This window comes from Paraburkholderia sp. EG287B (assembly GCF_040965595.1).
Lineage (GTDB): Bacteria > Pseudomonadota > Gammaproteobacteria > Burkholderiales > Burkholderiaceae > Paraburkholderia.
Genome location: NZ_JBFRCG010000019.1, coordinates 162,283 through 168,820, shown reverse-complemented (window position 1 = coordinate 168,820; position 6,538 = coordinate 162,283). Strand labels below are relative to the sequence as shown.

General features: G+C 58.7%; 6 protein-coding genes. All 6 read right to left on the bottom strand.

The genetic code is table 11. The features are described from left to right. Positions 1 to 672: 672 nt before the first annotated feature. The gene (locus AB4Y40_RS32110) at positions 673 to 948 is read right to left on the bottom strand and encodes a hypothetical protein (protein WP_368691296.1); all 276 of its coding nucleotides are present in this window, start codon (positions 946 to 948) and stop codon (positions 673 to 675) included. 413 nt (positions 949 to 1,361) lie between these two features. Beyond that, positions 1,362 to 3,155 carry a radical SAM protein gene (locus tag AB4Y40_RS32105; RefSeq protein WP_368691295.1) on the bottom strand — a complete coding sequence of 598 codons (1,794 nt, stop codon included), beginning with the start codon at positions 3,153 to 3,155 and terminating at the stop codon, positions 1,362 to 1,364. Between the two features lie 409 nt (positions 3,156 to 3,564). Next, a complete protein-coding gene (locus AB4Y40_RS32100) occupies positions 3,565 to 3,849 on the bottom strand; it encodes a DUF3303 family protein (protein WP_342925270.1) in 285 nt (94 codons plus the stop codon). Positions 3,850 to 4,111: 262 nt separating this feature from the next. Beyond that, positions 4,112 to 4,375, bottom strand: a complete 264-nt coding sequence (locus tag AB4Y40_RS32095) for an acetamidase/formamidase family protein (RefSeq protein ID WP_368691294.1) — start codon at positions 4,373 to 4,375, stop codon at positions 4,112 to 4,114. A 197-nt stretch (positions 4,376 to 4,572) separates the two neighbouring features. Beyond that, complete coding sequence (locus AB4Y40_RS32090) at positions 4,573 to 5,226, bottom strand: cysteine hydrolase (protein ID WP_368691293.1); 654 nt, start codon at positions 5,224 to 5,226, stop codon at positions 4,573 to 4,575. A 287-nt stretch (positions 5,227 to 5,513) separates the two neighbouring features. After that, positions 5,514 to 6,425 (bottom strand): LysR family transcriptional regulator, encoded by a 912-nt coding sequence (locus tag AB4Y40_RS32085; protein ID WP_368691292.1) that lies wholly within the window; start codon positions 6,423 to 6,425, stop codon positions 5,514 to 5,516. Between the last annotated feature and the right edge of the window lie 113 nt (positions 6,426 to 6,538).

The following is a 6,538-nucleotide window of genomic DNA, read 5'->3' as shown; positions in this document are numbered from 1 at the left end:
CAAAAACCTGACTTACTTTAGTGTGAGACTCTTGATACTTTTGCTGCTCCTGATTTCGCTCCGAAGAACGACGTCAGGTCGCCACCGCATCAAGCGCCCACACTTATCGGCTGTAAATTTTTAAAGATCGCTTCACTCAAAACAGCGTTTTTATTCGCCGCTTTTTTGCGCCCCGCATCAGAAGGGAGGCGAATTATGCAGCTCCAAGATCCGCTCGTCAAGAGAATCTGAAATATTATTTTTGGGGCCGCTACATTGCTTTACGTAACACGCATTTCCCCAGACCCACGCCGAAGAAACGAAAATCGATTCGAAAGATGGGAGGTCGGAAGCCCGCTCCTCTACCACTTTATATGGTGGCCGTGATATACGCGCGACGAACTGCGACAGCCCGCAACCTGCGCGAGCCGACGCTTCGCAGGAGCCAGGTCTGCCAGTTCGAGTCCATTTGTGCTGCAGCAGCAGTTCGGCTTTTCCGCCACCCACTACGGATGGGGGAGCACGCTGATAGAACCAAACATACCCCGCGCCCTCATCCTATTCTTGGGCGTGCACCAGCGCCGACCTGCCGTCAGGGGCGGCTATACCCATGGACACTCGTCTGCCCACCGAGGCAGCACTCGAACACCCACGAGGGACTTCGCCAAAGCAACCAAAAATGCAGACTCGACTTTATTTCCCGGGTGACTGGGGCGTGTCGCATTGCTGGGCCACGCATCGCCAGAACTCGTGCTCGTGCGGTGCGTTGTCGAAGAAGCTTGGCGTTGCCTGCCACAAGGAGGCGCTTTGAATTCGCCCTTCCGGCGTTTTGCAATCGTTGACTGCTTGCTCAACCGATTTCGCTGCGCCATCGAGGCACTGCGGATCACCTTGCGCACACATTGCCGCCGCCTCTTTTTCGCAGGCAGCGAAAGCACAACCCGCAGTGAAGCACAGCGCGGCTGCCATTATTTGCGCCGCAATTTTAATCGGGAAATGAGTAAAAAGAACGCGGGGCTGCAACAACCCGCCGGTGCGTGGCCTGGACGTTCACGGCAGACCCCCTCGGCGTAACCGCCATTCACTGCATTAATAACGATGGGGAGAAGAGACCTGAGTAGTCCGGCGATGACCTGACCGTTGAGCATGCATCGGACAGGCTGATTATTGGTCATCCTAAGTTGTTACGGCAGTCCAGGACGCCACGTTTACGTATCGATTAACTGAAATTTACGGATTGCAGCGAGGGCACTCGCCGCGTCGGTTAGGCTTCGCATCGTATTGATGCCGTCGCCTCGGTGAAGCCATCCGCTGCGCGCTCCAATGACGACGGCGGGAGCTGTTTCAGCAGCCCGCCAGATCAGAAACCAGGTAGTTTCTCATCAAGCTGCAGACGGGCCCGATGACCGGATGGCAATACGCCGGTGGTGGACAGCCAACGCTGCCTCGCCGCCGCTCGTGGCGTGAAAGAGTCCGAGCTGCTCGAACTCCTCTTCCTGCAGCGGCGTGATGGCAATATCCGTGTAGGCATAGCGTTCCGGTGCCTTCATGACGTCCCTGAGGATCGCTTCTGTCCTGAGGTAGAAGCGCAGATATCTTGTCAACTTGGCAGCGGTCTCACTCCAGTAGCGCGGATAAAAGCGAAGCCGCGATTCGACCGGCAACCCCAGACGGCGGTCACGGCGGTGTTTCATTCGCAGGGCTCCCCCTTCGAGCGGATGCACACCCTCGTGCTCGATCATCAGCCTGAACCAGGCGATTGTGCGCATGATCGTCTTCGGTCGGCCATTCGGAATCTGCGCTGCCCGCTTGACGATCGTGCGGATGTGCTCGTACGAGTAAAACGCGCTCCAGGCGCACCGATACGCTTCTTCCCATTCAGCGTCCGGCATTTTCGGGTGGTGCGTGACCCGGTGGTTGGTGTCGTATTTGTTGATGTCCGGGTCCATCCATTCAGCGTTCCTCACCATCGTCTGATGATCCTCGGAGCCCGGAAGCGGGGTGAGCATGAAGAATTCCAGAATGTCGATTGGCAATTCACGCTTGATGATCTCGATGTCGCGCAGGATCGATTCTTTCGTGTCGGCCGGGAATCCGATGATATAGCCAGCGTAGGTAATCGCGCCGTGGGCGCGCCACTTCTGCAGCATGGCGCGGTATTCGGTGATCTTGTTCTGCCGCTTCCTGGCCGCGATCAGATTCTCGGGATTGATATTCTCAAGCCCGATGAACACGCGACGCACACCCGCGCGCGTTGCCTTCTCGATGAAGTTCGGAATCTTGTGACAGAGCGTGTCGACCTGGATCGTGAAGCCGCAGTGAATGCCTTCCTTGTCCCGAAGTTCGATGACGCGGTCGAGAAGGATTTCCCAGTCGTGGTTGCGGGCGAAATTGTCGTCCGTGACGAAGAACCGGTCGATGCCCTGCTTTGCGTTCTCGCGGATGATCTTTTCGAGATCGTCGGGGGTGCGAAAGCGACTCTTGTGCCCCTGCACGTTGATGATGGTGCAAAACGAGCACTGATACGGGCAGCCGCGACCGAGGTCAACCGAGGTATAGGTACCTGCTGTGCGTTCGATATGCTTGCGCGGCAAGAAGGGCTGGGGAGCCGCTTCGAGCGAGGGTAGCGTGTCCATGAAATTGTACAGGGGCTTCATTGCACCATTCCACGCGTCGAGAAGGACCTCATCAAGACGCCGCTCCTCGGCCTCCCCAGCGAAGAGCGCCACCCCCATTGCTTGCGCTTCCGTAAGTTCAGCGGGCATCTCAGGCAGCATCGAGATGCAGCCAGAAACGTGGAAGCCACCGATCGCAACCGGCAAGCCCGCGGCACGGAACTGGCGGGCGAGGTCGAGTGCGCGCGGGTACTGGTTCGACTGGACACCCACCAGACCAATCATCGATCGCCCGCCCTTTGCCTTCAGGTCACGAATGATGCGCTCTGGCCACACCCGCTGGTTGGTTTCATCGTATGTTTCGATCTCGAAATGGACGCCAGGGCCCAGCAGGTTTCGCTTGCGCGCGTCATCAGCGAGCGCATACATGCAGGCGAGTGTATTGGAAGGCATGACCGAGCGGAGCCACTGGATCGGGTAGCCGTCGTCGTCGTAATGGGTCGGCTTGATGAGGACGAGAGAGAATCGGAGACCGCCAGAAATCGAATACATCGTGTCCATGGTCCGCCCTGTAGCCCTGTCTGGAAGTCACAAAACCGTGGAGGTCGTCCGTCTTCCGAAATCTGGAGATGGCTCGTGAACTGGCATGCAGTACTCAACTGCGCATCCTACCCGCCTGGCGCCCTGCTGTGTTTACAAATCCGCAGGTACCAGGTTTCGAGGATTGGGATCCCGTTGGGGCGAACAAGAACCACGACACGGCGGGCTTGCGCGTCATGCCGGAGCAGTCCTGCGCCGGGTGCATCCTGACGTAGGCCTGGACTTGGTAATGTTTTGTCACTGCTCTGATGCCCCCTGCTCAACCGCATTGACGCCGGACGTCAGGGTGCTTACAAAGGCTTCACGTGGATATGCTCCGAGCGCGCCCTCCCGACGCGCTCCAGGCCCGGCCATCCAACGCTTGTGGATCTCAGTTTGCCGACCGTTGCTGAGATGCCAGAACAGCACCGAGTTCCTCGTCGGTTAGTGCAGGCGCCGTTGTGAAGGTGAAGACATCCCCCCACTGGACTGTCATTGCCGCGACTGCGCTGGCGTCCGTCGCTTCAACAATTGCAACGCCCCTGAACTCGCCGGCTGCATGCCAGCGGCCCAGCATCGTGACGTTGTCAGGCGGCTGACCGCCTGTTTTTATGAAACGCTCAATTGCAGCCTGCTGCATTGCCGGCTCACCTTTCCATTGAACAATAAATTTCATGGCGAATGTCCCCTCCACGATGGCGATGCCGACTCGTGGCACGCCCGCTCTTCGTGGCGGACGCCTCGACATCGCGACGGTTCGTCGCCCACTGGCCGGGATGGATTCTTCGCATCGTCCATGCCGTCGGGCGAAGCCACGAGATACCATCGAGGATAGGTAAACCCGATAGGTCGCGGCTCCAACCGGGTGAGCGTAGTGTGCGAAGCCGCACATACGGATCCGCTGGCTTGCCAGGAGACGGAGAACCGCTTTTGAGAACTCACTCGAATACGATTCGCGGGAAGTAGAGGGAAACAACCCAGTTGGGCCGGTCGACGATCTCGCTGATGCGCAGGTCGGCGCAAACGCTGCACAACAGGTAAGCATCGATTGCGCTGATGTGATGTTGTCGCGCCAGAATGTCGATCATTCCGGAGACGGCAGCCCGGGCGCCTTCCATCAGATCTGGACCGATGCCAGTGGTGACTTCGTAGCCCTTTGCATCGAGATGACGGCTGACAGGGCCAGGAGCCACGGTCAACACAGGCTGTAGCGTCTGGTTGGCACGCCACTCGATTTATGAGCATCAGAGCCACCTTGGTTGGGAAAGGTATTCCGCTCATTACCGACTCCCAGGCAGTCCGGCAAATTCAAACGCCCAACCACGGTCCGCCACCGATACCGGCGCCAAGCGCGTCGTGTGCCGTGCTCGATGGAGGCCTGCATCGGCCGCCACTGCAACTATCTTTGCGCCATGGCTTGCACGACGTCCTGCGTCGTGACGACAGCATGTGCGAGAAACGCGTAGTTGACGAGTGCGGCCTTATAGCCGTCACCCCACACTGGATGGCGCGGCCCCGCCGTCGCGTCAGCGACGACGATCACTTCGAAACCATGCTCGATCAGATCGCGCAGATGTGCTTCGACACACATATTGGCTAGCATGCCGCCCAGCACGACTTTCTGCACATTGCGCTTGCGAAGTTGTAGCGCAAGGTCGTTGGTCTGTGGACCGAAGACCTTGTGTGGGCTCACAACAATCGTTTCACCATCGTCGATGAACGGCTTGAATTCCTCCAGCCAGTCGGCCCCCGATCTCTCGAACCCGCTCAGGTTCAGCGCTCCCGTTCGTGCGAACGTTCCCGTTTCGAACTCAGCCGTCTCAAGCGGGCCATTGAATTGCCATCGAGAGTCAGTTGGGTAGAAATAGTGGGGGGAGATGAAGACGCGGAACTTCCCGGCTTTCGCTGCCTTGAAGATTGCCAGCATGTTTTCTACGGTCCTGTTTTCCGTCACGCTTGCACCAAGAACGCCCCAATTCTTCCCGTGTGGACTGAGTACGTCGATCTGTGGATCGGTGAACACTACCGCAGTGTCGGCGGGATCATAGGTCATGATTCGCACTCCAATGAGTGTAGACAGGGATGTTGGATGCGCGCGTCGGAACTGTCGCGTTGAAGCGCTCCCCGTAGCAACTACACCGGAATCCGATGACCACGCGGTCTGGCGCACGAATGCCCATTCAGACAGGCTTCATGAACTATAGGCGCAGGGCGATCAAATCGGCAGATGCGCGACAGATTTTTAGCAGACGACGCTTGTTGGCCGGCACCGGTAATGTGTGGCACTGTCGTTCGGATGACCACTTCTGCCTGCAAGCCTGGTGCGACCACTGCACAAGTTCAGCCGCCCCGATCCCATGGCGGCACGCCGCTGAATGCTTCGACCAGGAAATCGATCATGACGCGCACTCTGGCGCTCAGATGTCGACGACTCGGATACATAGCGAGTACGTCGATCTCAGGCAGGCGATACTCCGGCAACACGCGAACGAGGTTGCCGGCACGCAGATCGCTGCCGATCAGGAACGTCGGTTGCCAGATCACACCTTGCCCGGCGAGCGCTGCCGCGCGTGCCGTGTCGCCGTTGTTGGTATGCATATGGCAGTCGACCCTCGCAGCGTGGGTCTTGCCGCTACGGTCGATGAGTTGCCACTCATCGCCGGTGGCCGCATAGGTGTACCCGACGCAGCGATGCTGCATCAGGTCCGCGGGTATGGCCGGTTGTCCGAACCGGGCCAGATACGCCGGCGACGCACACAGGATGTTTTGCGACGTCGCCAGCTTGCGGGCTGCGTGGCTCGTGGAGCCGGCGCGTGAGATGCGAATCGCGAGATCGTAGCCTTCATCGACGATATCGACGACGCGGTCGATCAGCGCGACGTCAAGCTCGATACCGGGATATTTGCGCATGAACCCGGGCCACAGCGGTGCCAGATACAAAATCCCAAAGCTGACGGGCGCATTGATGCGCAGCCTTCCACGCGGTTCGACCGACCCCGATGAAACAAGCCCTTCCGTCTCCGCGACATCGTCGAGAATGGACTTGCAGCGGGCGTAGAGCATCTCGCCGCCCTCGGTCAGGGACAGCGTACGCGACGTGCGATTGAGCAGGCGAGTGCCCAGATGCGCTTCCAGTTCATTCACGTAGCGGGTGACGTTGGCGGGCGAAGTGTCGAGCGCATCGGCTGCGCGCGCGAAGCCGCCGCGACTCACCACCGTCACGAAAACCTCAAAGGCGCGCAAACGGTCCATAACCGTCTCCGAACATTCATTAAAGCTGAATGATAGGACCATGTTTTATGCCTTTCTGCAAGTAGAACTGAAGCCTATATTTCGCTCACAGGCCGGGGCACAGGGCACTGGCC

Coding starts and splice junctions, on each gene's coding strand:
- AB4Y40_RS32105 (WP_368691295.1), bottom strand. CDS start 3,155: ATGGACACGATGTATTCGATTTCTGGCGGTCTCCGATTCTCTCTCGTC.
- AB4Y40_RS32085 (WP_368691292.1), bottom strand. CDS start 6,425: ATGGACCGTTTGCGCGCCTTTGAGGTTTTCGTGACGGTGGTGAGTCGC.
- AB4Y40_RS32100 (WP_342925270.1), bottom strand. CDS start 3,849: ATGAAATTTATTGTTCAATGGAAAGGTGAGCCGGCAATGCAGCAGGCT.
- AB4Y40_RS32090 (WP_368691293.1), bottom strand. CDS start 5,226: ATGACCTATGATCCCGCCGACACTGCGGTAGTGTTCACCGATCCACAG.
- AB4Y40_RS32110 (WP_368691296.1), bottom strand. CDS start 948: ATGGCAGCCGCGCTGTGCTTCACTGCGGGTTGTGCTTTCGCTGCCTGC.